Origin of the sequence: Pseudomonas sp. KBS0710 (assembly GCF_005938045.2) — a bacterium.
Classification (GTDB): Bacteria; Pseudomonadota; Gammaproteobacteria; order Pseudomonadales; family Pseudomonadaceae; genus Aquipseudomonas.
On sequence record NZ_VCCF02000001.1, the window covers coordinates 1,981,389 to 2,005,775 of the forward strand.

Here is a 24,387-nt window from a genome sequence, read left to right on the forward strand (position 1 = left end):
TCTTATTGTATGACTATATGTTCTATATTCGCTCAAACATAAGCGCAAAATCGCAGCTTTGGAAGTGTTGTTTTGCAAATAGTCATACTATATAGTCCGACTCAACTGAGGTATGACCCTGGCGGATTTTCGCGAGAGGCAGCCCCCGAGCTTCTATAAAAACAACAATCGGAGATCGACCCCATGAGCCAGGAATTGCGGCTTGTTCGGCGTATCACGCTGAAACTGATTCCCTTCCTGATCCTGCTGTACCTGATCGCCTACGTAGACCGCTCGGCGGTGGGGTTTGCCAAGCTGCACATGGGCGCCGACGTCGGCATCGGCGATGCTGCCTATGGGCTCGGTGCCGGGTTGTTCTTTATTGGCTACTTCCTGTTTGAGATCCCCAGCAACCTGATGCTCGACCGTTTTGGCGCGCGACGCTGGTTTGCACGGATCATGCTGACCTGGGGCGCCATCACCATCGGCATGGCCTTTGTGCAGGGGCCGCACAGTTTCTATGTGATGCGCTTTCTGCTCGGCGCGGCCGAAGCCGGGTTCTTTCCGGGCGTGCTGTACTACATCACCCAGTGGTTCCCGGTGCGCCATCGCGGCAAGATCCTGGGGCTGTTCATCCTCTCCCAGCCGATTGCCATGATGATCACCGGGCCGGTGTCCGGCGGCCTGCTGGGCATGGACGGCATCCTCGGGCTGCACGGCTGGCAATGGTTGTTTATCGTGATCGGCACGCCGGCGTTGCTGCTGACCTGGCCGGTGCTGCGCTTTCTGCCGGACGGCCCCAAGCAGGTCACATGGATGAGCGAGGACGAGAAAACCTGGCTTACGGGTGAGTTGGCCAAGGACCTGCAAGCCTACGGCCAGACCCGCCACGGCAACCCGCTGCATGCCCTCAAGGACAAACGCGTGTTGCTGCTGGCGCTGTTCTACCTGCCGGTGACCTTGAGCATCTATGGCTTGGGCCTGTGGTTGCCGACCCTGATCAAACAGTTCGGCGGCACTGACTTGATGACCGGCTTCATCTCGGCCGTGCCCTATATCTTCGGCATCATCGGGCTGCTGATCATCCCGCGCAGTTCCGACCGCTTGAACGATCGTTATGGCCACCTCGCCGTGCTTTATGTACTCGGCGCCATCGGCTTGTTCTGCAGTGCCTGGCTGAGCGTGCCGGTGCTGCAAATGGCGGCGCTGTGCCTCGCGGCTTTTGCCTTGTTTTCCTGCACCGCAGTGTTCTGGACCTTGCCCGGGCGATTCTTCGCCGGTGCCAGTGCGGCGGCGGGCATTGCGTTGATCAACTCGGTGGGCAACCTCGGCGGCTATATCGGCCCGTTCGTGATCGGCGCGCTCAAGGAATACACCGGCAACCTGGCCTCGGGCCTGTATTTCCTGGCCGGGGTAATGGTGTTCGGGCTGCTGTTGACCGCTGTGGTGTACCGCGTGCTGGAGCGTAAGCACGTGCTGCCTGCCGAGCAATTTGCCGCCAGCGCCAGAGGCGCCACACGTACATAATCCTGGAGAAGTTTGATGCGTTTAGTTCAGTTCGAATTGCGTAACGGTGAGCGTCGTGTCGGCGTGGTGCAAGGCAACACAGTGCGCGAAGTGCAAACCGCGCGCAGCGTGCGTGAATTGGCGCTGGCCGCCATCGACGCCGGTGTGGGCCTGGCGCAACAGGTCGACAGCCTCGGGCTGGGCGACAGTTACGACTACGCCGCGCTGTTGGCGGACCTCAAAGTCCTGCCGCCGCTGGACCATCCGGACCCGGCGCACATGCTGATCAGCGGCACTGGCTTGACGCACCTGGGCAGCGCCTCGGCCCGCGACAAAATGCACCAGGCCGGTGACGACAGCGCCTTGACCGATACCATGCGTATCTTCAAATGGGGCGTGGAGGGCGGCAAACCGCCGACCGGCCAGGCCGGTGTGCAACCGGAATGGTTCTATAAGGGTGACGGCACTATTGTCGTGCGCCCAGGCCAGGCGTTCCCGGTGCCACCCTTTGCCGAAGACGCCGGTGAAGAGCCGGAAATCGGCGGCCTGTACGTGATCGGCCGAGACAGCAAGCCCTATCGCCTGGGCTTTGCGGTGGGCAACGAGTTCTCCGACCACGTCATGGAACGCAAGAATTACCTGTACCTGGCCCATTCCAAGTTGCGCAGTTGCAGCTATGGCCCGGAGTTGCGCGTGGGCGAGTTGCCAGAGCATCTGGCGGGCACCAGCCGCATCCTTAGAAACGGCCAAGTGTTATGGGAAAGCGAATTTCTCAGTGGCGAGGCGAACATGTGCCACAGCCTGGAAAACCTTGAGTACCACCATTTCAAATACAGCCAGTTTCTGACTCCGGGTGACGTGCACATTCATTTCTTCGGCACCGCCACCTTGTCATTCGCCGACGGTATACGTACCCAGCCGGGGGACGTGTTCGAGATCAGCCAGGCTGAGTTCGGCGCGCCACTGGTCAACCGGGTCGGCAGCGCCGAAGCGGCGTTCGAACCTGGCACTGTCATCAGCCTTTAAGGAGATCAGCATGAATCCGTTTCTCGGCCACAACTACATCGGCGGCCAGCGCAGCGCCCAGGGCAGCATCACCCTAAAAAGCGTCGACGCCAGTACCGGCGAGGCCTTGCCTCAGGAGTTCTATCAGGCCACGCCCGCCGAGGTGGATGCCGCCGCCCAGGCCGCCGCTGCCGCGTACCCTGCGTACCGGGCCTTGAGTGCCTCGCGTCGGGCGCAGTTCCTGGAGGCGGTGGCCGATGAGCTGGATGCGCTGGAGGATGATTTTATCCAACTGGTTTGCCGCGAAACGGCATTGCCTGCTGCGCGCATCAACGGCGAGCGCGGGCGCACCAGTGGCCAGATGCGCCTGTTCGCCACGGTGCTGCGTCGTGGTGACTTTTACGGCGCGCGCATCGACAGGGCCTTGCCCGACCGCCAACCCTTGCCGCGCCCGGACCTGCGCCAATACCGCATTGGCCTCGGCCCGGTGGCGGTGTTTGGTGCGAGCAACTTCCCCCTGGCATTTTCCACCGCCGGCGGCGACACCGCCGCCGCGCTGGCGGCCGGCTGCCCGGTGGTGTTCAAAGCCCACAGCGGGCATATGGCGACGGCTGAGCGGGTGGCCGATGCAATCATCCGCGCGGCCGAGGCCACCGAGATGCCGGCGGGTGTGTTCAACATGATCTTCGGTGGCGGCGTCGGTGAGGCGCTGGTCAAGCACCCGGCGATCCAGGCCGTGGGTTTTACCGGCTCGCTCAAGGGTGGCCGTGCCCTGTGTGATATGGCGGCGGCACGCCCGCAGCCGATTCCGGTGTTTGCCGAAATGTCGAGCATCAACCCGGTGATTGTGCTGCCCCAGGCCTTGCACGCCAGGGCCGAGACCATCGCCCGCGACCTCACTGCCTCGGTGGTGCAAGGCTGTGGCCAGTTCTGCACCAACCCTGGCCTGGTGATCGGTATTGCCTCGCCACAGTTCAGCGCGTTTACCCAACAGGTGGCGCAACTGATCGGTGAACAGCCGGCGCAAACCATGCTCAATGCCGGCACGCTGGGCAGCTATGGCAAAGGCCTGGAAAAACTCTTGGCGCACCCTGGCATACAACACCTGGCGGGCAGCGCCCAGGCAGGCAACCAGGCGCAGCCGCAGCTGTTCAAGGCCGACGTGCGCTTGCTGATCGACGGTGATGAGGTGTTGCAGGAAGAGGTGTTCGGCCCTGCCACGGTGTTTGTCGAGGTCGCCGATCAGGCCCAGCTCAGCGCGGCCTTGCACGGCCTGCATGGTCAGCTCACTGCGACGCTCATTGCTGAACCGGCCGACCTGCAGCAGTTCACTGAATTGACGCCGCTGCTGGAACAGAAAGTCGGACGCATCCTGCTCAACGGCTACCCGACCGGCGTGGAAGTGTGTGATTCGATGGTTCACGGCGGCCCGTACCCGGCCACGTCCGATGCCCGTGGCACCTCGGTCGGCACCCTGGCCATCGACCGTTTCCTGCGCCCGGTGTGCTTGCAGAATTACCCTGATAGCCTGCTGCCCGACGCGTTGAAAAACGCCAACCCGTTGCGCATCCAGCGGCTGGTGGATGGCACGCCATCGCGCGACCCGCTGTAACATCAGGAGGTTTTTATGTCGTGTACCGCAGTCACTGCGCACCGTGCCCAGTTGGGCGAAGGCCCGTTCTGGGACGTGCCGACCCAGGCGCTGTATTGGGTGAATATCGCCGGCAAACAGGCGCTGCGCCTGATGGGCGGGCAACTGCAGATCTGGCAGTTGCCCGAGCACGTCTCGGCGTTTATCCCCTGTGAAAGCGGCGATGCGCTGGTCACGCTGAGCAGCGGCGTGTACCGGCTGAACCTGGAAACCGAAGCCCTCACGCTGCTGTGCGTGGCCGACCCGCAACCGGGTAACCGTGGCAATGAAGCGCGCTGCGATGCCCAGGGCCGCCTGTGGCTGGGCACCATGCAGAACAATATCGGTGAGCAGGGTGAAGACTTGCCGATTACGCGGCGTAGCGGCGGTCTGTTTCGCGTCGATGCCAACGCACACGTCACGCCGTTGCTGAGCGGACTGGGCATTCCCAACACCTTGCTATGGAGCGATGACGGCGCCCACGTGCATTTCGGCGACAGTATGGACGGCACGTTGTACCGGTATTCGATCCAGCCAAACGGCCTGCTCGACCCTGCACGCGTGTGGTTCGGCGCGCATGAGCGCGGCGGCCCGGACGGCTCGGCGATGGACGCGGATGGCTATATCTGGAACGCCCGTTGGGATGGCAGTTGCCTGCTACGCCTGACGCCGGCCGGTGAGGTCGACCGTATTATCGAGTTGCCCGTCAGTCGGCCCACCAGTTGCGTGTTCGGTGGCCCCGATCTCACCACCCTCTATATCACCAGCGCCGCCAGCCCCTTGAATCACCCGCTCGATGGCGCGCTGCTGGCCATCGAGGTCGATGTGCCAGGCAAGCCCTGTCACCGTTTTGCTGGTTAAACCCCAAGACCTAAAAACAACAACAAGGAGTCATCCATATGAATCATCGTCGAGGTATCCGTGCCCTGTGCTGCGCCGCTGTGGCGGTGTCGGCCCTGAGCTTGAGCGGCCTGCTGCAGGCCGCTGAAGAGGTGAAGATCGGTTTTCTGGTCAAGCAGGCTGAAGAACCGTGGTTCCAGACCGAATGGGCGTTTGCCGAAAAAGCCGGCAAGGAGCATGGCTTTACCGTGATCAAGATCGCGGTGCCGGATGGCGAGAAAACCCTGTCGGCCATCGACAGCCTGGCGGCCAACGGCGCCAAGGGTTTTGTGATCTGCCCACCGGACGTGTCGCTGGGCCCGGCCATCGTCGCCAAGGCCAAGGCCAACGGCCTGAAAGTGATTGCGGTGGATGATCGCTTCGTTGATGCCAAGGGCAACTTTATGGAGGACGTGCCGTACCTGGGCATGGCCGCGTTTGAAGTCGGCCAGAAGCAGGGCGCGGCGATGGCGGCTGAGGCGAAAAAACGTGGTTGGGACTGGAAGGACACCTATGCGGTGATCAACACCTTTAACGAACTCGACACGGGTAAAAAACGCACCGACGGTTCGGTCAAATCCCTGGAAGACGCTGGCTTTCCCAAAGACCACATTCTGTTCACCGCTGCCAAGACCCTCGACGTACCAGGCAGCATGGATGCCACCAACTCGGCGCTGGTCAAGCTGCCCAGCGGTGCCAAGAACCTGATCATCGGCGGCATGAACGACAACACGGTGCTCGGCGGTGTGCGCGCTACGGAAACGGCCGGTTTTGCTGCAGCCAATGTGATCGGTATCGGCATCAATGGCACAGACGCCATCGGTGAGCTGAAAAAAGCCGACAGTGGTTTTTTCGGTTCGATGCTGCCTAGTCCGCATATCGAGGGCTACAACACTGCGTTGATGATGTATGAGTGGGTCACCAAGGGGACGGAGCCGCCCAAGTACACAGCCATGGACGAGGTGACGCTGATTACGCGGGAGAACTTCAAGCAAGAGCTGACGAAGATTGGGTTGTGGCAATGAGTGGTTAAAACAAAAGTGAAAAGCGGATTCACATTCACCTGGGATCTGCTTTTCTGTGGGAGCTGGCTTGCCTGCGATGGCCTCAACTCGGTGTGCCTGATGTACCGAGGTGATGCCATCGCAGGCAAGCCAGCTCCCACAGTTGACCGAGTATGGCTCTGCTGTTGCTCTGGCCCTTTATATCCTTTTCGCTGACCAAGCTGCCCCGGCTTCCGTCCCGTTACATGGAAAAACCGAGGTGCCAGTAGCGAGGGCCGGCTCCTACACCTCGGCGCACCAACCGTCAGTCGGCAGAGAACTTGAGCACAGTGTTTTGACTATAGGTCTGCCCAGGATTCAACCGAGTCGAAGCAAACTTGGGCTGGTTGGGCGCATCGGGAAAGTGCTGGGTCTCGAGGGTAAAAGCACTCCAGTGCTGATACGTCTTGCCGCCTTTGCCCTTGACCGTGCCATCGAGGAAGTTACTGGTGTAGAACTGCACCCCAGGCTCGCTGGTGTAGAGCTGCAAACGCCGGCCGGAAGCAGGGTCGTGAACTTCGGCGGCGAGTTGCTTGATATCGCCCTGGGTGTCGAGCGCCCAGTTGAAGTCAAACCCACCTTGTTTCGGCTCGGCAAATTTGAGCTGCGGATGTTCGTCCTTGATGTGCTGGCCGATCGGCGTGGGTTTGAGAAAGTCCATCGGCGTGCCTTTGACCGGTGCCAGCTCGCCGGTCGGAATCAGGGTGGCATTTACCGGTGTGTAATGGCTGGCATGCAAGGTCGCGACCTGCTTGAGAATGTCGCCATTGCCCGCGCCCGCCAGGTTGAAATAGCTGTGGTTGGTGAGGTTGAGCACCGTGGGTTTGTCGGTACTGGCTTTGTAGTCGATGTGCAGTTCGTTGTGATCGTTGAGGCTGTAGGTGACCTCGGTCTTGAGGTTGCCGGGGAAGCCCATTTCACCGTCCTTGGACAGGTAGCTGAGCTTGACGCCGACCGAGTCCTTGCCCTTGACGGGTTCGGCTTTCCACACCTGCTTGTCAAACCCCTGGGCGCCGCCGTGCAGTGAGTTGGGCCCGTCGTTGAGCGGCACCTGATAGCGTTTGCCATCGAGCTCAAACGCACCGCCCGCCAGGCGGTTGCCGAAGCGCCCGATGGTCGCGCCAAAAAAGGCCGTGCCGCTCTGATAGCCCTGCACGTCATCAAAACCCAGTACTACGTCATCGACCTTGCCGTTTTTATCCGGCACTTTGAGTGACTGCAACACACCGCCGTAGGTGATCACCGTGGCCTGCATGCCGTGGCTGTTGCGCAAGATGTACTGCTCGACGGCGGTGCCGTCATTGGTTTTGCCGAAGGGTTTGTGCTCGCTGGTGAGGCCCGCAGCCTGGGTGCCGCCGCTGGCAATCAGCAGGGACAAGGCGAGGCCGGAAAGCAGGTGACGAGGGTGCTTCATGGTCGAACTTCCTTTTGTTGTTTTCAGTGGAATAGTTCTACTAATGTGCGATATTTTGTCGCTGCAACAGCAGATTTATAGCCTTTTACTGCCTGTTTGCAAAATAAAATAAGACTAATTAAGTGAGGCGACCTTTATATGACCACTCAGCAGGCTGTTTACCCCGACCTTGAGGGTAAGACCGTTCTGGTTTCCGGTGGTGCCTCAGGCATCGGCGAATTCCTGGTGCGCGCGTTCGCCGCACAGGGGGCCAAGGTGGGTTTTGTGGACCGGGCGCAAAGCCAGGGTGAGCGGCTGGCCGCGCTGTTGTATTCCCAGGGCTACAAGGTTGAATTCGTGTGTTGCGACATCACCGATGAAATCGCCTACAAGGCGGCGATCGAGCGCTTTGAACATTCGCTGGGGCCGATCACTGTACTGGTCAATAACGCGGCCAACGACGTGCGTCACACCCTGGAAGAAGTCGATTCGGCGATGTTCGACAGGCTGATCGCGGTCAACCTCAAGCACGCGTTCTTTGCCGCCAAGGCCGTGGTGCCGATGATGAAACGCGCCGGCGGCGGGGCGATCATCAACCTGGGCTCGGTGGGGTGGATGATGGCGTCTGCCGGTTACCCGGTGTACGCCGCCAGCAAGGCCGCGGCCCATGGCATGACCCGTGCCCTGGCACGTGAGCTGGGGCCCAGCCAGATCCGTGTGAACACCCTGGTGCCCGGCTGGGTCATGACCGACAAACAACTGGCGATGTGGGTCGACGACGCGGCCAAGGAACTGATCAGCCGCAGCCAGTGCCTGCCCGGCAGCGTGCTGCCCGAACACATCGCCAATATGGCGTTGTTTCTCGCCTCCGATGCCTCGGCGATGTGTTCGGCGCAGAACTTTATTGTGGATGGCGGCTGGGTCTAAGTCCGTTACTCGATGGGGTAGCGCTTGAAGGCCGGGTGCTGTTCCAGCCGCTGCGCGTGATGTTGCAGGTTGGGGAAGGCCTTGGGGTCGAGCACCGACGGCAGTTTAAACTGGGTGAATGACCAGGCGACTGCCGTGGTCAGCGCGGCCTGGGTGAGCGGCCCGTCGGAGGGTTGGGCAAGGTGTTTTTCCAGCAGTGAGTAGGCGGCCAGCAGTTGCCCGGTCACGCGCTCGACCCACGGCTCATGGAGTTTTTCTGCCGGGCGCAGATGGTGTTCATACACGATCTGCACGGTTTTCTCGCAGGCCGCCAGGGCCAGCCCGAGCACGTGCAGCTCTTGGGCGCGGGCGCCGGCCGCTTGCGCCAGCAGCTTCTTGTCGGCGCGGGCCTGGGCTTCGAAATAGTCCAGGATCAGGCTGGAGTCCATCAGCAGTGTGCCGTCGTCCAGCACCAGGGTGGGCGCCTTGACCACCGGGTTAATCGCGTGGAACTGCTCGAAGGTGCTGAACACCGACACCGATTGATGCTCAAATTCCACGCCGTACAGCTCCAGGGATATTGCCACACGGCGTACGTAAGGCGAGTCCAGCATGCCGACCAGTTTCATGAAGCCTCCGTTGCTTTCAGGTGAATGCTTTCAGGTGATGGGATCAGGAGATTAAGGGCTCTGGATCGTCCTGCGCAATGGCCTTGCACAGTTGCTGATAGGCATCCACCAACTGCTCCAGACTAAATGCCAGGTTGCGCCCACTGGGGTTGGGCAGCACCCATACCGCTGCGCCGCCCAATAACTGCGGCTGCAGCCCCCAGGCAACCTCGCGCTGGCCAGACACGGCGCTATAACCGACCTTGCCCAAAAAGGCCACGAAGCGTGGCTGGCAGCGGCGGATTTTCTGTTCAAACGCAGCCGCGGCGTCATTGAACTCATGCCGCGCCAATTCCCCCGCACTCGCCGTTGGGCGCTCCACCAGTGTGGTCAGGCCGCAGCGATAGTTGAGCAAGGTGCGCCCCTCTTGTGGGCGGATCTCATGGGGCGTGAAACCAGCCAGGTGCAACGTACGCCAGAAGCGGTTGCTGCGGTTGGCGAAGTGCAGGCCCAGGGCGGCGGAGCCTTTGCCGGGGTTGATGCCGCAGAACACTAGGTTCAGGTGTTCGGTGAGGATGTCTTCGAGTCTGTCACTCATGTTGGGTCTACCTGCAAACGCATCAGCAGCCATTGGGTAAAGCTGCGGGCCAGTGGCGCATTTTCACTGTCACGGTGGTGCGCTTAAGCGTCCTTGGCCAACAGCGTGCGGGCAAATTCGTCGGAGGCGATAAAGTCCAGGGTTTGACGCAGTTGCGCCGCGGCTTCACGGCCGAAGGCCTGATCGAAGCGTTCGGCCATTTGCGTCGAAATACGCTTGGCCGCCACGTGGGTGCGCTTGCCGTGTTCAGTCAGCAGCACGCGGCGGGTACGCCGGTCGAGTTCGTCCACGCGCAACTCCACCAGGCCGTCACGTACCAGCGGTTTGAGCGTGTGGCCCAAGGCGGACAAATCCATCACCAGGGTTTGTGCCAGCTCGCCCATCTTTGGCGTGCCAGCTTTGGCGATACGGTTGAGCAGCGCGTATTGCGTGGCTTTTAGCCCGCAGGGCGCGAACGCTTCGTCATAGATCTGGCCCAGGCGGCGCGAGGTGCGGCGCACGGCACCGTTGACGCAGGCGCTGGGGCTCTCGGAGCAAGGCGGGGCAGATTTCAAGGGCAGATACTCTCTGATACAAAACACGACGCGACTGATTATGCCTGCGCGACCTGTCAGGACAAGGCCTTTCGGACCGAACTGACGTTCCAGATGAATACTGAGACAGCTTGAAACAAATTAGTTGCGTATGCCACTAAATTCGATATCGTGGCATATGCCTCTTTGTGACCTGGATGTCGTTGCAAAATCCCCAGGCAGTGCATGGGGCGAGGCGGGAAAACGGCATGGCGAAGCCTGCTTGACCGACCAATCTCCTGTCTGGATCACTTCCTATGCTCAACCTCGTGCGCATCGCCTTGCTGCGCCCCTATACCTTTGTGGTATTGGCCATTTTCATCCTGATTGTCGGGCCGCTGGCGGCCTGGCGCACGCCGACCGACATCTTCCCGGAAATCCGCATTCCAGTAATTGCGGTGATCTGGCAGTACACCGGTTTGCCGCCCGACCAGATGGCGGGGCGCATCACCTCGCCATTCGAGCGGGTGCTGACCACCACCGTGAACGACATTCGCCATATCGAAGCGCAGTCGATGAACGGCTACGGCATTGTGAAAATCTTCTTCCAGCCCGGCGTCAACATCAGTACCGCCAACGCCCAGGTGACCTCGGTGTCCCAGGCGATCCTGCGGCAATTGCCGCCCAGCACCGTGCCGCCGCTGGTGCTCAACTACAGCGCCTCCACCGTGCCGATCGTTCAGCTGGCTTTGTCCGGGCCGGGCCTGAGCGAACAGCGCCTGGGTGATATTGGCCTGAACCAGGTGCGCCTGATGCTCACCAGCGTGCCCGGCGCGGCCCTGCCATACCCGTTTGGCGGCAAGAGCCGACAGGTGCAGATCGACCTCGATTCGGCGCGCATGCAAGCCCGTGGCCTGTCGGCGCAGGACGTCGCCACCGCCCTGGCCACGCAGAACCTGATCACCCCGGTGGGCACCCAGAAGATCGGCAGCTACGAATTCAACCTGCAACTAAACAACTCACCGTCGGACTTCCATGACCTGGAAAACCTGCCGATCAAGACCGCCGACGGCACCACCGTGCTGATCCGTGACGTCGCCACCGTTCGCGACGGCAACCCGCCGCAAACCAACATCGTGCATGTGAACGGCAACCGCTCGGTGCTGCTGCCGGTGCTCAAGACCGGTTCGGCGTCGACCTTGGGCGTGATCGCCGGGATCAAGGAAAAGCTTGCCGACAACAAGGCTGCGTTGCCACCCAACTTGAATATCGATTTGATCGGCGACCAGTCGCTGTTCGTGCGTTCGGCCATCAGCGGCGTGGCCCGTGAAGGCTTGATCGCGGCGGCGCTGACCAGCCTGATGATCCTGCTGTTCCTCGGCAGTTGGCGTTCGACGGTGATCATTGCCACCTCGATCCCGTTGGCGATCCTGGCCTCGATTGCCACGCTGTCTGCCCTCGGTGAAACCCTGAACATCATGACCCTCGGCGGCCTGGCGCTGGCCGTCGGCATTCTGGTGGACGATGCCACGGTAACCATCGAGAACATCAACTGGCACCTGGAGCAGGGCAAGCCGGTGCAGACGGCAATCCTCGACGGTGCGGCGCAGATCGTGACGCCGGCGTTTGTCTCGCTGCTGTGTATCTGCATCGTGTTTGTGCCAATGTTCTTCCTTGATGGTGTGGCGCGATTCCTGTTCGTGCCGATGGCCGAAGCAGTGATCTTTGCCATGATCGCCTCGTTCCTGCTGTCGCGAACCCTGGTGCCGACGTTGGCCAACTACCTGCTCAAGCCCCACGTACACGGCGAGGATGGGCATGCGCCGTCGCGCAACCCGCTGGTGAAGTTCCAGCGCGGTTTCGAGAAGCGCTTTGAAGCCTTTCGCGAGCGTTACCACAGCGTATTGCACAGCGCCTTGCACCATCGTCGCGCGGTGGTGATCGGCCTGCTGGCGTTTGTCGCCGTGTCGTTTGCATTGGTGCCGTTCCTGGGCCGCAACTTCTTCCCCGAGGTCGATTCCGGGCTGATCTTGTTGCACGTGCGCGCTCCGGTGGGCACACGGGTGGAGAGTAATGCGCACCTGATTGCCGACATTGAAAACGCGATCCGGCGCAAAGTCCCGGCCCAGGAACTTAAAGCCCTGGTTGACAACATCGGCCTGTCCATCAGCGGTATCAACGTGGTGTACAACAACACCGGCACCGTGGGTTCCCAGGACGCCGATATCCAGATCAGCCTCAACGAAGGCCACCGCCCGACCGCCGAGTACATGCGCCAACTGCGCGAAAGCCTGCCACGGGAATTTCCCAGCGCGGTGTTCTCGTTCCCGGCCTCGGACATTGTCGGGCAGATCCTCAACTTCGGTTCGTCAGCACCGATCGACCTGCAAATCACCGGCAATAACCTGGCGGGCAACTTCACCTATGCCAGCGCGCTACTGCGTGATATTCGCCGGGTACCGGGTGTGGTGGATGCGCGCATCCAGCAGTCGCGGCAATTGCCGACATTCAATATCGACGTGGACCGCACCCGTGCGCAGTTGGTCGGCCTTACCGAACGTGATGTGACCAACAGCCTGGTGGTCAACTTGGCGGGCTCCAGTCAGGTGGCGCCGACATTCTGGCTCAACCCGGCCAACGGCATTTCCTACCCGATAGTAATGCAAACCCCGCAATACAACCTGGAAAGCCTGGCCGCGCTGCACAACCTGCCGCTGAGCGGCAGCAATGGCGCGGCCACCGACCAGACCCTGGGCGGCCTGGCGAATATCCAGCGCAGCCACAGCAGTTCGGTGTTCAGCCAGTCGGATATCCAGCCGGTGGTTGAGGTGCTGACCGCGATTCAGGATCGGGACTTGGGTGGCGTCGCTGCCGATATCCAGAAAATTATTGCGGCCCACGCCGGTGAAGTGCCGACCGGCTCCAAGGTGATTTTGCAGGGCCAGGTGCAGACCATGAACGCGGCTTTCAGTGGCTTGCTGTTCGGCCTGTTGGGCGCGGTGGTGCTGATCTACCTGCTGATCGTGGTCAACTTCCAGTCCTGGGCCGACCCGTTTGTGATTATCACCGCGTTGCCGGCGGCATTGGCGGGCATTGTGTGGATGCTGTTTGTCACCCATACGCCGCTGTCGGTGCCCGCCTTGACGGGGGCGATCATGTGCATGGGCGTGGCCACCGCCAACGCCATCCTGGTGGTGAGCTTCTGCCGTGAGCGCCTGGCCGTGCATGGCGATGCCGTGCAGGCCGCGCTGGAGGCCGGTTTCACGCGGCTGCGGCCGGTGTTGATGACCGCCATCTCGATGATCATCGGCATGGCGCCCATGGCTCTGGGGCTGGGCGAGGGCGGCGAGCAGAACGCGCCGCTCGGGCGTGCGGTGATCGGCGGCCTGGCGTTTGCCACCATCGCCACATTGATTCTGGTTCCGTTGATTTTCAGTCTTGTCCACGGGCGTCGCCAACACGCCACGCTGGCGACTACCGTTTCCCAAGGGGTTTGACATGTCCGTTTCCATTGCTCAAAAAAAGTCGTCCCGTGGCCTGCTGTGGCTGATCGTGGGCGCGGTGACGGTGGTGGTCATCGTCGGTGTGGGCTTGAGCGTGCGGGCCAGTGAATCCCGTGATCTCAAGACCTGGACCGACGCGCAGGCACTGCCCAGCGTCAACCTGGTCAAGCCGGTGGTGCAAGCGCAAGGCCCGGTACTCAACCTGCCGGGGCGCATGGAGGCCTATTCGCGGGCGTCGATTTTTGCCCGGGTCAATGGCTACCTGAAATCCTGGAATGTCGACATCGGCACGCGCGTCAAAGCCGGCCAGGTATTGGCCGAAATCGACACCCCGGAACTCGACCAGCAACTGCTGCAAGCCCGCGCCACCCTGGCCTCGGCTCAGGCCGATGAGCACCTGGCCGAAACCACCGCCAAGCGCTGGCAGGCGATGCTCGCGACCGACTCGGTGTCGCGTCAGGACGTCGACGAGCGCACCGGCGACCTGACCGCCAAACAGGCCAAAGTGACGGCGGCCAAAGCCAATGTCGAGCAGTTGGTGGCGACCAAGGGCTTCCAGCATCTGGTCGCGCCGTTTGCCGGTGTGGTCACCGCGCGCAGCACCGACGTGGGCGCGTTGATCAGCGCCGGCGGCACCGCCGGCAAAGAGCTGTTTGCCGTGGCCGACGTCAGCCGCCTGCGCGTGTATGTGCAGGTGCCGCAGACCTTCTCGCCGCAGATTCGCGAAGGCACCACGGCGCGCCTGAGTGTGCCGGAGTATCGCGGCGAAACCTTCACCGGCAAGGTGATCGCCACCGCCGATGCGGTCAACGCCGCGTCCGGCAGCACCTTGGTGCAACTGCTGGTGGACAACCCCGGCGGCCGCCTGCTGCCCGGTGGCTACACCAGCGTGCAGTTTGATTTGCCGGTGCAGGCCGACGTGCTGCGCGTACCGTCCAGTGCCCTGGTGTTCGATGACAAAGGCATGCGCGTCGCCACCCTCGACAGCCAGGACCATGTGCACTTCAAGACCGTCACCATCGCCCGTGACTTTGGCGACAGTGTGGAGATCGCCAGCGGCCTGCAAGCGGTTGACCGCGTGATCGATACGCCGCCGGATGGCCTGGCCGATGATGACTCGGTGCAGTTGGCTGCCGCTTCCGCCGAGGCCAAACCCCATGGCTAAGCGCAACCTGCTGGGTCTGTTCGCCACCCTGAGCCTGGGTGCCTGTTCGTTGGCGCCGCCGCTTGAAGTGCCGCCAACACCCATCGCCGCGCAGTTTCACACCCAAGGCCCGTGGACCGTCGGTGCGCCCAACGACCAGGCCAGCCGTGATGGCTGGTGGCGCATCTACAACGACCCGCAGCTGGACGCGATGCAGCAGCAGTTGCTGAACAACAACCCGGACCTGAGTGCGGCACTTGCGCATTACCAGCAGTCCCAGGGGTTCCTGGCCCAGGACCGTTCGGGCCTGTTCCCCAAGCTTTCGGCCATCGGCAACGGCCAGCGTATTCGCCAGTCGGACACCAAACCGCTGCGCTCGGCCACCTCGCCCGCCGTCTACAACTCCGCCACGCTGGGCCTGGAGGTGGACTATGAAGTCGACCTCTGGGGCCGCGTGCGCGACACGGTTGCGGCCGGCACCAGCGACTCGGAGGCGGCCAAGGCTGACCTGGCGTCGGTACGCCTGAGCCTGCAAGCGCAATTGGCTGACAGCTACATTCGCCTGCGTGGCATCGACTGGCAGAACCAACTGCTGGAGCAGACCCGCGACGCCTACACCAAAGCCCTGAGTCTGACCGAAGGCCTGCACGGCGGCGGCATTGTCTCCGGGCTGGACGTGGCGCGGGCGCGCACGCAGCTGTCGACGGTCAAGTCGCAACTCAATCAGAGCCTGGTACAACGGGCAGTGTTGGAGCATTCGATTGCGGCCATGCTGGGTGAGTCGGCATCAACCTACACCGTCGCCGTCAATGTGGCGCCGATTGCCTTGCCCAACGTGCCCACCGGCGTGCCATCGAGCCTGCTGCAACGCCGCCCGGACATTGCCGCTGCCGAGCGTCGCATCGCGTCGGCCAATGCGCGTATCGGCGTGGCCAAGGCCGCGTGGTTCCCGCAGATCACCTTGAGTGCCCAGGGCGGTTATCAGAGTGACGAGTTTGCCCGTTTGCTCAGCGCGCCGAATCTGTTTTGGGCCATCGGCCCGTCTTTGGTGGGTACGATATTTGATGGCGGCGCGCGCCAGGCCCAGGTGGATATCGCCAAGGCCGCCACCGACGAGGCCGCGGCCAAATACCGTGGCGTGGTGCTCGGCGCTTTCGAGCAGGTGGAAGACAACCTGTCGCAGATCGCAGGCCTGGGCAGTGCCCTGGATGACCAGCGTGACGCGGCCGCCGCCGCGCAATACGCCGAAGACCTGTCGACCTCGCGTTATCGCCAGGGCGCCGTGGCCTATCTGGATGTGGTGACCGCGCAAGTGGCGGCGCTGGAAGCCAAGCGCAGTGTCCTGCAACTGCAAACCCGGCAATTAAGCGCTAATGTGGGCCTGATCAAGGCGCTGGGTGGCGGATGGAACGTGGCCCAACTGGCTGCATCGAACAGTATTGAAACCAAGGAGAAGTGAGTATGAGCGACTACGTACCCCCGAAGGTATGGACCTGGGACACCGAAAGTGGCGGCACTTTCGCCAGCATCAACCGGCCCATTGCCGGTGCGACCCATGAGAAAGAGTTGCCGGTCGGCAAACACCCGTTGCAGCTGTATTCCCTGGCCACGCCGAATGGCCAGAAGGTCACCATCCTGCTCGAAGAACTGCTGGCCCTGGGACACACCGGCGCGGAATATGACGCGTGGCTGATCAAGATCGGCGACGGCGACCAATTCGGCAGCGGCTTTGTGGCGGTCAACCCCAACTCCAAGATTCCGGCCTTGATGGACCACAGTGGTGACACGCCGATTCGGGTATTCGAGTCGGGTGCGATCCTGCACTACCTGGCCGAAAAGTTCGGCGCGTTCTTCCCCACCGAGCCTGCTGCGCGGGCCGAGTGTTTGTCGTGGCTGTTCTGGCAGATGGGCAGCGCACCGTACCTGGGTGGTGGCTTCGGGCATTTTTACGCCTATGCGCCGAGCAAGATGGAATACCCGATCAACCGCTTTGCGATGGAAACCAAGCGTCAACTGGACGTACTCGACCAGCGCCTGGCGGTGAGTCAGTACATCGCAGGCGATGAGTACACCATCGCCGATATCGCGATCTGGCCCTGGTATGGCGGCTTGGTCAAAGGCCGTTTGTATGGGGCGTCAGCCGAATTCTTGTCGGTGCATGAGTACAAACACGTGCTGCGCTGGGCCGAGGCGATTGAAGCCCGGCCGGCGGTGCAGCGTGGGCGGCGGGTGAACCGGGTTTCCGGCGAGCCTGCGGAACAACTGGCTGAGCGTCACGACGCCACCGACCTGGACTGAAATTCGGTCAAAAATGTGGGAGCGGGCTTGCTCGCGAATGCGGTGGGTCAGTTATAAAAAGGGTGACTGACACTGCGCTTTCGCGAGCAAGCCCGCTCCCACATTTGGATCTCAACAGGTTCCGATCTATTTGTAGCGCTGCTCAAACACCGCCACCTGTTCCGGCTTGATCAACTCAAACGGCACCCATACCTCCGATTCAATCGGCTCGCCCTTGATCATCCGAATTGCCGACTCCACGGCCTGTGTGGCTTGCGCCTTGGGGTCTTGAAACACCGAGGCAGTGAGCATGCCGCGCTTGATTGCCGCCAGGCCATCGGGCAAACCGTCGATACCGATAATCGCGACTTCACCCTTGGCCTTGCCCGCCTGCTGCAACGCCATGGCCGCGCCAATCGCCATTTCATCGTTGTTGGCCACGATGGCGTCGAACTGGGTGCCCGCCAGCAGCCAATTGCTGGTCAAATCCATGCCCTTGCTGCGTTGCCATTCGGCACTTTGTTGCTCGACCACCTTGATACCCGGAAAGTCTTTGAGCACTTGCCTGGCGCCTTCGGTGCGGTCATGGGTGGCGTTTTGCGCGAGGTCGCCCATGATGATCGCCACATTGCCTTTACCGCCGAGTTTTTCCGCCAGGTAGCGCATCTGCAATTGCCCGGCTTCGATGTCGTTGGAGGCCACCGTGACCACGCCTTTGGGCAGCGTGCGTTCGTCCGGGTGGCGGTTGACGTACACCAGCGGCGTCTTCGCGGCCACGGCGGCGCGGGTCATGTTGGCGGTGGCGGCGGTGTCCACCGGCAGCACGATCACCGCGTCGACTTTCTGGTTCAGAAAGCCTTCGACCTGATTGAGCTGGCGTACCACGTCGCCCTGGGCGTCTTCGAACTGGATCTGTACATCCTGTTGTTTGGCGGCGGCTTCGAGGCCGGTGCGCACGTAGGTCATGAAGTTGTCGTCAACCCGGGCGATGCTCACGCCGATGCGGTAGGCGGCGAAGGTCCATTGGCTGAACAGCAGTAAAAAAGCAGCAACGATCAATGCGTAACGAGGCATGCGGGTGTTCCTTTTATTGTTATAGGGTAAAGGCCTGGCGAAAGCGTTGCAGCGCCAGCTCACTGTCGCCGCTGGCCCAGCCTTCGAGGCCGACCACGCCGCTGTAGCCGATGGCGTGCAGCGCCCTGGCAATGGCCGGGTAGTGGATCTCGCCGGTGCCGGGCTCCTTGCGACCCGGCACATCGGCCACCTGGATTTCGCCGATGGCGCTGCCTGCGCGCTGGATCAGCTCGATCAGGTTGCCCTCGCCGATTTGCGCGTGGTACAGGTCCAGGTTCATCTTCAGGTGCGGGCTGCCGACGGCTTCGATCAGCGCCAGGGTGTCGTCGGCACGGGCGAATGGCACGCCTGGATGGTCGACGTCGGTGTTGAGGTTTTCCAGCAGGAACACGCGGCCGGCGTCTTCGCCCAGCCGCGCGATTTTTTCCAGGGTCTTGCATGCGCTCAGCCACATGCGCCCGGTGGTCTGGCCCACCGGCTGCACCGGCAGGCCACCGTCACCCAGGCCGGTGCCATGCAGGTTGAGGCAGGGGCAGTTCAGGCGTGCGGCAACACCCAGGGACTCGCGGGCGCTGTCGAGCAACTGACGGATGCCATCGGGGTCGGTGAGGGTGCCGCTGATGTAGCCGGTCATGGACGTGAAGTCGGTGCCGGTAGCGGCCAGTGCGCTGATGTCCTTATGGGTCCAGTTCCAGATTTCGGCGCTGAACCCCAGGGCATGAATGCGCTTTACGCGTTCGATGAAGGGCAGGTCGAGAAACACCATTTCGGCGCTGACCGCCAGTTTGAACGGGATCATCGGCGGGCTCCTGGCACGGCCACGGCCTGGCCGGTTTCGAATGACTCGATGCAGGCGCGGGCAATCGCCAGGGCCGCACGTGCGTCTTCGCCGCTGGCCAGAGGCTTGGCGCCCGTGCGCAGGCACTCGACGAAGTGGTTGAGCTCGGCAATGTAGGCGTCGCGCAGCAGGTCGGTGTCCATGCGCTGGGTGTCGGCCTGGATCCCTTGGGCCAGGTAGCGCACCAGGTCAGACTCGTTGAGGCTGCCCATGCTCAGCATGCCGGCGCTGCCGAATACTTCGCCACGCACGTCGTAGCCGTACACCGCTTGGAAGTTGGCTTCGGCGGTGGCGATGGCGCCATTGTCGAAACGGATCGTGACCACGGCGGTGTCGAGGAAGCCTTTGCTCTTGTATTGCGGCGCGATCAGCGCATCGGCCATCACGTAGACCTGCACCGCCTCGGCGCCCGGGTTGAGGTAGCGCAGGGTGTCGAAGTCGTGGATCAGGGTTTCGAGGAAGATCACCCATTGCGGCGAGTTGGCGGGGTTGTTGAGCGCCGGGTCACGGGTCAGCGAGCGCAGCAGTTGCGGCGTACCAATGCGTCCGGCTGCCACATCAAGGTGGGCGGTACGGAAGCTCTTGGCAAAACGCCGATTGAAGCCGACCTGCAGTGGCACGCAAGCATCGGCAGCGGCGGCGATGGCGCGGTCGGCTTCATCGAGGGTGATGGCCATGGGTTTTTCGCAAAAGATGCCCTTGCCGGCGCGGGCAGCGCTGATCACCAGTTCGGCGTGGCTACGGGCGGGGGCGGCGATAAGGACGCCATCGATATTCGGGTCGTCGAGTAATTGTTGTGGGTCGGTGTAGACCGTGTTCACGCCCAGCTCCGCCGCCAGGCGCGCGGCTTGGCCGGGCGTGGGGTCAGCGATGGCGGCGAGGCAGGCGCCGGGGATGTGCCGGGCGGCCGTCAGCCCGTGGAAACTGCCCATGCGACCGGCACCGATCAAACCCAGGCGGATGTTCTGTGTACTCATGCAATGACCCCTTTTTATTGTTGGCCGCAGGACAGTTGTCAGCGGCTATGGGTAAAGAGCAAGCACTGTGCCAATATTTAACTAGTTGATATTTAAGGGCTTATAAAACTCTGAAGACAAAATGTGTTCATTCAGATGACATGTCTATACTGACATGTCAAAAACATGAACATGGACTGCCGAAATGACCCCCGTTCCCATGGCTTTCAGCGTGCAAGACCTTGACTACCTCACGGCCCTGGGGCCGGCATCCCTGAACGAAGGCCCGATACCTGCGCTCGAACACGCATGGCAGGCGTGTCTGGCTGGTAGGGTCGAGCGCCCGACTGAAGTTCGGCAGGTGATCTGGGATTCATGGCGGCGCAGTGTCGAGGCGGGTATCAGCGCGGATGACAGCCAATACCGTTTTGTCGCCCCCGACGTGTTGACGGCAACCCTGACGACCCACCGCGTACTGATCGCTGCAGCGGCGCAGGTCATGCGCGGCTTGCTCGCCTACAACCCGCGCGGGCATATCAACCTCACCGACGCTGAAGGCACCACCCTGTATTTTTGCGGGCTGGATATCACGCCCATCGGCAGTCGCCTGTTGGAATCGGTACAGGGCACCAATTGCACGGGCCTGGCCCTGGCCGAAGACCGCCTGGTGTACGTGCTGGCCGAGGAGAACTTTGGCAGTGGCCTGCGTGAGCGCCGCATGCATTGCGCCGCCGCGCCGATCAAGAATGCCCAGGGCCAGACCCTTGCAATGCTGACGCTCACCGCCGAACCTGGCTGGTTTCACTTTCACACCCTGGGCACCGTGCAAGCGGCCGCCGAGGCGGTGGCGCGGCAGATGGCGTTGCAAGCGCTGTTGGAAGAGCAACAGACTGTGCTTGAGGTGCTCAACGAAGGCTTGGTGGTGCTCGATGAGCGCGGCTGCATCAAGGCGCTCAATCGCTACGCCCGACAATTGTTCCGCGTCGGCCTGGAGTTGCTCGGCAGCCCGTTCCAGCGCCTGGGCCGCAGTGAGCTGAGCGATGCCATTTTGCTGCGGGCCGGCGAGGGCGTGCGTGACCTTGATTGCACCTTCCACCTGCACGACCGCAGCCAACTGACGTGCCTGGTGTCGGTATGCCCGCTGGAGCAGGGCGGGGTGATTGTGTCGCTGCGCGAAAGCCGGCGTATCCGTGAAATCACCCGGCGCATTATCGGCACCCAGGCCAGCTACACCTTTGAAACCATCCAGGGCAATTCGCGGGCGATCCAGGACGCGTTGCACTTGGGGCGTATCGCCAGCCGCAGTGATTCCACCACCTTGATCCTCGGCGAAAGCGGCACCGGCAAGGAGCTGTTTGCCCAGGCGATTCACAACGGTAGCGAGCGCCATAAAGGCCCGTTTGTGGCGGTCAATTGCGGCGCGATCCCACGGGACCTGGTGCAAAGTGAACTGTTTGGGCATGTCGAGGGCGCATTCACCGGTTCCGCCCGTGGCGGCTCGGCGGGCAAGTTTGAACTGGCTGATGGCGGCACCATTTTTCTCGATGAAATTGGCGACATGGCATTCGACGCCCAGGTCAGTTTGCTGCGGGTATTGCAGGAAGGTGAAGTCACCCGCGTCGGCGCAAAAAACTCCCGCGCAGTGAATGTGCGCATTATCGCGGCCACCCATCGAAACCTCAGCCAGGCGGTGGCGGAGGGCGCGTTTCGTGAAGACCTTTACTACCGCCTTAATGTCTTGAACCTGACCGTGCCGCCGTTGCGCATGCGCCGTGATGATATCCCGCTGCTGGCGCGGCATTTTCTCAATCGATGCGCCCGTTCGATGCGCAAAGCGGTTCAGGGTTTTTCGCCGGATGCATTGGAGTTGCTCTCGGCCTACGGCTGGCCCGGCAACGTGCGTGAGCTGGAAAACAGCATTGAGCGGGCAACCAACCTGGCGATGGGTGAGTTGATCCAGGCGGCCGATTTGCCACTCGAAACCCAGCAGCGTGCAGCCTTGCGCCCTTACGAACCTCAGCCCGCGCAGGACCTGAGCAGCCATGAGCGGCACGCTATCGTCGCCGCGCTTACGGCAGCCGGCGGCAATATCCGTCTGGCTGCGCGGCAGTTGAACGTGTCGCGGGGTGGGCTGTACAACAAGATGAGCCGGTTCGGGTTGAGCGCCGGGGATTTTCGCTCGCAGTAACCCTCAAGCAAAACCCGGTCAAATTGTGTATCAGTTGGACAGGTTTTCCGAGGTCACGATCTGCAGTGGGATATGCACTCTGTGCCGCAGTGGGTCAAATACCTCGGCGGTCTGCAATTGCACCAGCAATTCGATCAACGCCGTCGCCGTCTGCCTAGGCTGCGAGTCCATCACCACATCAATCAAACCCCGGCCCAGTGCCTCACGCGACAACGCGGTGGACTCCTGCAAAATGCAGCACAGCGCCGGCCGTTTGGGCAGTTGCGCCAGGGCATTGATCACGCCGTCACCGCCGCCGCCCACCACGCACAGGCCGCGCAGGTCGGTGTGACGGGTGAGCAGGTCGAGGGTGGCTTCTTCAGTGATATCGCTGTTGTCCAGGTTGATCAGCGGCTCCAGCGGCTTGAGGCCCGGCGCATGCTCGGCCAGGTAGCTGTGCAAGCCCTCCACCCGCGCCTGGTGGCCGAGAAAACGATGGCCGCCCAACAGGATGCCGACGCTGCCTTTGCGTGCGCCGCAGGTGCGCGCCAGCAACCAGCCCATGGTGCGCCCGACCACGTGGTTGTCCTGGCCCACATACGGCTCCAAGGCGTGTTCGTGGATATCCGAGAGCAGCGCGACCACCGGCACGCCGGCTTCGCGAACTTGCGCCAGTGTGGCGTTGATCAATGGGTGGGCGAAGCTGACGACGGCCAGCGCGTCGCATTGCACCGCCAGTTGCTCGATTTGCGCAGCGATGGCGCTGGGTGTGCGGTCGAGAATGTACTCAAACTGGCAACTGAGGTTGGCCGTGGCGTGATGCTGCGCGGCCTGGCTGATCGACGCTGCCAGGTTGGCGTAAAACGCTTGGGCGGTGCCCAGCAGCAGGATGCCGAAACGATAAGTGGGGCGCCGCTCACGAATGCGTTGGCCGATCAGCCGTGCGGCAAAATAACCCACGGCTTCGGCGGCCTGGAACACCTGTTCGGCGGTCTGCGGGTTCACCGGCGCTCGGGCGTTGAGCACACGGTCGACGGTGGCCACACTCAAGCCTGCCTGGGCGGCAACAGTGGCGATGGTCGGGCGTTTATTATTGTTCATCACAGGCCTCTCAAGCGTCTTGATAGAAAACTATCAAGCCTCGCTGGGCCTGGATGATAGCTTGATAGGGAATGGATTCAAGGCCTTGAGGCGGATTTATCCGCGCTCTATGGTTTGTTCGCAAAGCACCTGTTACCCAACGCTTGCGGAGAACAATAACAATGCCTGAACAAACCGCTCACCGCGCTCGGCGCGACTACAGCCTCACCGGCCCTGAAGCTGCCAGCGCCGCCGAAAAGGGCCTGGTATCGGCCAGTTGGTATCAATCGCCGATCTCGCGCAAACGCATGAAAGAACTGATGCAGCGCCGCGACGGCCCGGCGTTGCTGGATACGGCCCTGTGGGTGTCGGCGCTGCTGGTCACGGGGTTTGGCGGCTACTGGTTCTGGGGCTCGTGGGCTTGCGTGCCATTTTTTATGGCTTACGGCGTGCTCTACGGCACCGCGTCCAACCCGCGCTGGCATGAGACCGGCCACGGCACCGCCTTCAAGACGCGCTGGATGAATGACGGGCTGTACCAGGTGGCGAGTTTCATGTGCATCTTCGAGCCGCACGTATGGCGCTGGAGCCATGCGCGGCACCACACCGACACCATCGTGGTGGGGCGTGACCCGGAGATCGTCGAGCCGCGCCCGCCAAGCCTGTTGATGATGGGGCTGAGCCTGTTCAACCTGCCCCTGGCCTGGAAAACCTTCAGCGGCGTGGCGCGCCATGCGATCGGCAAGATGAGCGCCCAGGAGCAGGACTTCATCCCTGAATCCGAATGGCCCAAGGTGTTCCGTGCTGCGCGGATCTGGGTCGGCATTTATGCGCTGGTGATCGGCACCGCGTTGTACCTGCACAGCTGGCTGCCACTGATGCTGGTCGGCCTGCCGAGCCTTTACGGCGCCTGGCTCGGCTACCTGTTCGGTCTCACCCAGCATGTGGGCCTGGCCGAGGACGTACTGGACCATCGCAGCAACTGCCGCACCATCTACATGAATCGCGTGCTGCGCTTTATCTACATGGACATGAACTACCACCTCGAACACCACATGTACCCGATGGTGCCGTACCACGCGTTGGCGCAACTGCACGAAGAGATCCGCGACGATTGCCCGCCGCCGTACGCGAATATTTTTGCGGCGTACAGGGAGATCCTGCCGACGATCTGGAAGCAGCGCAGCGACCCGACCTATTTTGTGCAGCGCCCCGTGCGCCAACGCACCGAACCCACCGCCCATGCCCCAATGAATGCCGAAGCCACTGCTGGCTGAGTTTCACCCCAT

20 protein-coding genes are annotated in these 24,387 nt (G+C 62.1%); 12 read left to right on the forward strand and 8 right to left on the reverse strand.

Features of this window, described 5'->3' with window-relative positions; translation table 11 throughout:
- Positions 1 to 183 precede the first annotated feature (183 nt).
- The 5 genes from FFI16_RS09305 to FFI16_RS09325 are packed head-to-tail and all read left to right on the forward strand — an operon-like array spanning position 184 to position 6,024.
- A complete protein-coding gene (locus tag FFI16_RS09305) occupies positions 184 to 1,506 on the forward strand; it encodes an MFS transporter (protein ID WP_138815022.1) in 1,323 nt (440 codons plus the stop codon).
- Between the two features lie 15 nt (positions 1,507 to 1,521).
- Positions 1,522 to 2,511 (forward strand): AraD1 family protein, encoded by a 990-nt coding sequence (gene araD1 / locus FFI16_RS09310; RefSeq protein ID WP_138815023.1) that lies wholly within the window; start codon positions 1,522 to 1,524, stop codon positions 2,509 to 2,511.
- Between the two features lie 10 nt (positions 2,512 to 2,521).
- Entirely contained in the window at positions 2,522 to 4,102 is a 1,581-nt protein-coding gene (locus FFI16_RS09315; protein WP_138815024.1) for an aldehyde dehydrogenase (NADP(+)), read from the forward strand.
- A 15-nt stretch (positions 4,103 to 4,117) separates the two neighbouring features.
- Positions 4,118 to 4,981: an SMP-30/gluconolactonase/LRE family protein gene (locus tag FFI16_RS09320; protein WP_138815025.1), complete on the forward strand. Its 864-nt coding sequence runs from the start codon at positions 4,118 to 4,120 to the stop codon at positions 4,979 to 4,981.
- Positions 4,982 to 5,019: 38 nt separating this feature from the next.
- Positions 5,020 to 6,024 (forward strand): substrate-binding domain-containing protein, encoded by a 1,005-nt coding sequence (locus tag FFI16_RS09325; protein ID WP_138815026.1) that lies wholly within the window; start codon positions 5,020 to 5,022, stop codon positions 6,022 to 6,024.
- Positions 6,025 to 6,307: 283 nt separating this feature from the next.
- Here FFI16_RS09325 and FFI16_RS09335 read toward each other — a convergent pair whose 3' ends face one another.
- Entirely contained in the window at positions 6,308 to 7,456 is a 1,149-nt protein-coding gene (locus FFI16_RS09335; RefSeq protein WP_138815028.1) for an aldose epimerase family protein, read from the reverse strand.
- A gap of 138 nt (positions 7,457 to 7,594) precedes the next feature.
- On the opposite strand from FFI16_RS09335, the gene FFI16_RS09340 reads away from it, so the two are divergent.
- Entirely contained in the window at positions 7,595 to 8,362 is a 768-nt protein-coding gene (locus FFI16_RS09340) for an SDR family NAD(P)-dependent oxidoreductase (protein WP_138815029.1), read from the forward strand.
- A gap of 5 nt (positions 8,363 to 8,367) precedes the next feature.
- Here the strand turns inward: FFI16_RS09340 and FFI16_RS09345 are convergent, their stop codons facing one another.
- The 3 genes from FFI16_RS09345 to FFI16_RS09355 form a co-directional block, all read right to left on the reverse strand.
- The gene (locus tag FFI16_RS09345) at positions 8,368 to 8,970 is read right to left on the reverse strand and encodes a glutathione S-transferase (RefSeq protein WP_138815030.1); all 603 of its coding nucleotides are present in this window, start codon (positions 8,968 to 8,970) and stop codon (positions 8,368 to 8,370) included.
- A 43-nt stretch (positions 8,971 to 9,013) separates the two neighbouring features.
- Positions 9,014 to 9,547 (reverse strand): G/U mismatch-specific DNA glycosylase, encoded by a 534-nt coding sequence (gene mug, locus FFI16_RS09350; protein WP_138815031.1) that lies wholly within the window; start codon positions 9,545 to 9,547, stop codon positions 9,014 to 9,016.
- Positions 9,548 to 9,630: 83 nt separating this feature from the next.
- Positions 9,631 to 10,101, reverse strand: coding sequence for a MarR family winged helix-turn-helix transcriptional regulator (locus FFI16_RS09355; protein WP_256666241.1), 471 nt, complete (start codon positions 10,099 to 10,101; stop codon positions 9,631 to 9,633).
- 275 nt (positions 10,102 to 10,376) lie between these two features.
- Between FFI16_RS09355 and FFI16_RS09360 the strand changes: the two genes are divergently transcribed.
- Genes FFI16_RS09360 through yghU form a run of 4 tightly spaced genes read left to right on the forward strand, consistent with a single transcriptional unit; the run spans position 10,377 to position 17,004 of the window.
- Positions 10,377 to 13,556 (forward strand): efflux RND transporter permease subunit, encoded by a 3,180-nt coding sequence (locus tag FFI16_RS09360; protein ID WP_138815032.1) that lies wholly within the window; start codon positions 10,377 to 10,379, stop codon positions 13,554 to 13,556.
- A 1-nt stretch (position 13,557) separates the two neighbouring features.
- The gene (locus FFI16_RS09365; protein ID WP_138815033.1) at positions 13,558 to 14,727 is read left to right on the forward strand and encodes an efflux RND transporter periplasmic adaptor subunit; all 1,170 of its coding nucleotides are present in this window, start codon (positions 13,558 to 13,560) and stop codon (positions 14,725 to 14,727) included.
- Positions 14,720 to 16,165, forward strand: coding sequence for an efflux transporter outer membrane subunit (locus FFI16_RS09370; protein ID WP_138815034.1), 1,446 nt, complete (start codon positions 14,720 to 14,722; stop codon positions 16,163 to 16,165). The genes FFI16_RS09365 and FFI16_RS09370 overlap by 8 nt, the downstream gene beginning before the upstream one ends.
- A 2-nt stretch (positions 16,166 to 16,167) precedes the next feature.
- Positions 16,168 to 17,004 carry a glutathione-dependent disulfide-bond oxidoreductase gene (gene yghU, locus FFI16_RS09375; protein ID WP_138815035.1) on the forward strand — a complete coding sequence of 279 codons (837 nt, stop codon included), beginning with the start codon at positions 16,168 to 16,170 and terminating at the stop codon, positions 17,002 to 17,004.
- Between the two features lie 126 nt (positions 17,005 to 17,130).
- On the opposite strand, the gene FFI16_RS09380 is transcribed toward yghU, so the two are convergent.
- The 3 genes from FFI16_RS09380 to FFI16_RS09390 are packed head-to-tail and all read right to left on the reverse strand — an operon-like array spanning position 17,131 to position 19,872.
- Positions 17,131 to 18,057 (reverse strand): sugar ABC transporter substrate-binding protein, encoded by a 927-nt coding sequence (locus tag FFI16_RS09380; protein WP_138815036.1) that lies wholly within the window; start codon positions 18,055 to 18,057, stop codon positions 17,131 to 17,133.
- Between the two features lie 19 nt (positions 18,058 to 18,076).
- Complete coding sequence (locus tag FFI16_RS09385; protein ID WP_138815037.1) at positions 18,077 to 18,856, reverse strand: TIM barrel protein; 780 nt, start codon at positions 18,854 to 18,856, stop codon at positions 18,077 to 18,079.
- Positions 18,853 to 19,872: a Gfo/Idh/MocA family oxidoreductase gene (locus FFI16_RS09390; RefSeq protein WP_138815038.1), complete on the reverse strand. Its 1,020-nt coding sequence runs from the start codon at positions 19,870 to 19,872 to the stop codon at positions 18,853 to 18,855. The genes FFI16_RS09385 and FFI16_RS09390 overlap by 4 nt, the downstream gene beginning before the upstream one ends.
- Before the next feature lie 184 nt (positions 19,873 to 20,056).
- Between FFI16_RS09390 and FFI16_RS09395 the strand changes: the two genes are divergently transcribed.
- The gene (locus FFI16_RS09395) at positions 20,057 to 22,039 is read left to right on the forward strand and encodes a sigma-54-dependent Fis family transcriptional regulator (protein WP_138815039.1); all 1,983 of its coding nucleotides are present in this window, start codon (positions 20,057 to 20,059) and stop codon (positions 22,037 to 22,039) included.
- Between the two features lie 30 nt (positions 22,040 to 22,069).
- Here the strand turns inward: FFI16_RS09395 and FFI16_RS09400 are convergent, their stop codons facing one another.
- The gene (locus FFI16_RS09400) at positions 22,070 to 23,119 is read right to left on the reverse strand and encodes a LacI family DNA-binding transcriptional regulator (RefSeq protein ID WP_138815040.1); all 1,050 of its coding nucleotides are present in this window, start codon (positions 23,117 to 23,119) and stop codon (positions 22,070 to 22,072) included.
- A 161-nt stretch (positions 23,120 to 23,280) separates the two neighbouring features.
- On the opposite strand from FFI16_RS09400, the gene FFI16_RS09410 reads away from it, so the two are divergent.
- Positions 23,281 to 24,375, forward strand: coding sequence for a fatty acid desaturase family protein (locus FFI16_RS09410; protein ID WP_138815042.1), 1,095 nt, complete (start codon positions 23,281 to 23,283; stop codon positions 24,373 to 24,375).
- The last annotated feature ends 12 nt before the right edge of the window (positions 24,376 to 24,387 follow it).

Bases quoted from the DNA above. Each gene is read 5' to 3' on its own strand.
- FFI16_RS09325 (WP_138815026.1), top strand. From the start codon at position 5,020: ATGAATCATCGTCGAGGTATCCGTGCCCTGTGCTGCGCCGCTGTGGCG.
- FFI16_RS09410 (WP_138815042.1), top strand. From the start codon at position 23,281: ATGCCTGAACAAACCGCTCACCGCGCTCGGCGCGACTACAGCCTCACC.
- FFI16_RS09315 (WP_138815024.1), top strand. From the start codon at position 2,522: ATGAATCCGTTTCTCGGCCACAACTACATCGGCGGCCAGCGCAGCGCC.
- FFI16_RS09380 (WP_138815036.1), bottom strand. From the start codon at position 18,057: ATGCCTCGTTACGCATTGATCGTTGCTGCTTTTTTACTGCTGTTCAGC.
- FFI16_RS09390 (WP_138815038.1), bottom strand. From the start codon at position 19,872: ATGAGTACACAGAACATCCGCCTGGGTTTGATCGGTGCCGGTCGCATG.
- araD1 (WP_138815023.1), top strand. From the start codon at position 1,522: ATGCGTTTAGTTCAGTTCGAATTGCGTAACGGTGAGCGTCGTGTCGGC.
- FFI16_RS09305 (WP_138815022.1), top strand. From the start codon at position 184: ATGAGCCAGGAATTGCGGCTTGTTCGGCGTATCACGCTGAAACTGATT.
- FFI16_RS09395 (WP_138815039.1), top strand. From the start codon at position 20,057: ATGACCCCCGTTCCCATGGCTTTCAGCGTGCAAGACCTTGACTACCTC.
- FFI16_RS09400 (WP_138815040.1), bottom strand. From the start codon at position 23,119: ATGAACAATAATAAACGCCCGACCATCGCCACTGTTGCCGCCCAGGCA.
- mug (WP_138815031.1), bottom strand. From the start codon at position 9,547: ATGAGTGACAGACTCGAAGACATCCTCACCGAACACCTGAACCTAGTG.
- FFI16_RS09320 (WP_138815025.1), top strand. From the start codon at position 4,118: ATGTCGTGTACCGCAGTCACTGCGCACCGTGCCCAGTTGGGCGAAGGC.
- FFI16_RS09340 (WP_138815029.1), top strand. From the start codon at position 7,595: ATGACCACTCAGCAGGCTGTTTACCCCGACCTTGAGGGTAAGACCGTT.
- FFI16_RS09370 (WP_138815034.1), top strand. From the start codon at position 14,720: ATGGCTAAGCGCAACCTGCTGGGTCTGTTCGCCACCCTGAGCCTGGGT.
- FFI16_RS09365 (WP_138815033.1), top strand. From the start codon at position 13,558: ATGTCCGTTTCCATTGCTCAAAAAAAGTCGTCCCGTGGCCTGCTGTGG.
- FFI16_RS09335 (WP_138815028.1), bottom strand. From the start codon at position 7,456: ATGAAGCACCCTCGTCACCTGCTTTCCGGCCTCGCCTTGTCCCTGCTG.
- FFI16_RS09385 (WP_138815037.1), bottom strand. From the start codon at position 18,856: ATGATCCCGTTCAAACTGGCGGTCAGCGCCGAAATGGTGTTTCTCGAC.
- yghU (WP_138815035.1), top strand. From the start codon at position 16,168: ATGAGCGACTACGTACCCCCGAAGGTATGGACCTGGGACACCGAAAGT.
- FFI16_RS09345 (WP_138815030.1), bottom strand. From the start codon at position 8,970: ATGAAACTGGTCGGCATGCTGGACTCGCCTTACGTACGCCGTGTGGCA.
- FFI16_RS09360 (WP_138815032.1), top strand. From the start codon at position 10,377: ATGCTCAACCTCGTGCGCATCGCCTTGCTGCGCCCCTATACCTTTGTG.